We start from the raw sequence: 396 nt of genomic DNA, 5'->3' as shown, positions 1-396 counted from the left end.
GCAGCAGGTCCCGCAATCAACCCAAATCAACCTTATGAGTCGAACACGGCTCAAGGCGAGGTGTTCGGCAAATACAAACTGCCGGCAAAATCCGCCATTAGGGATGATGTGGATGCGAGCAATATTGATGAGTTCACCTACCAAAGACAAGATGATATCGCCTTTAACGGCGATGCGTTTGATAGCTTTGAATTTCATTGGCAAGCCAGCATCGATGAGAAAAAATCCCGTCGCACAACCGATAATTATGTCCCGACTGGCACCTTTGTTACCGCCGTGGTGACAGGCGGCGCTGATGCTAACGCCGGCGTTTCAGGTCAAGGGGATACATCACCGATTGTCTTTCAGACCGTCAATCAAGGTATTTTACCTAACGGTAAAAAGTCTAAGCTGGGT

Annotated in this window: 1 pseudogene; it reads left to right on the top strand. The window is 48.7% G+C overall.

The features are described from left to right. A pseudogene (locus OH459_RS28185) lies at positions 1–396 on the top strand (TrbI/VirB10 family protein); the annotation flags it as partial.

This window comes from Vibrio sp. MM46, from assembly GCF_027587135.1.
GTDB classification, from domain to species: domain Bacteria; phylum Pseudomonadota; class Gammaproteobacteria; order Enterobacterales; family Vibrionaceae; genus Vibrio; species Vibrio harveyi.
The sequence above is the reverse complement of the archived record's forward strand: the minus strand, read 5'-3'. Positions and strand labels throughout refer to the sequence as shown.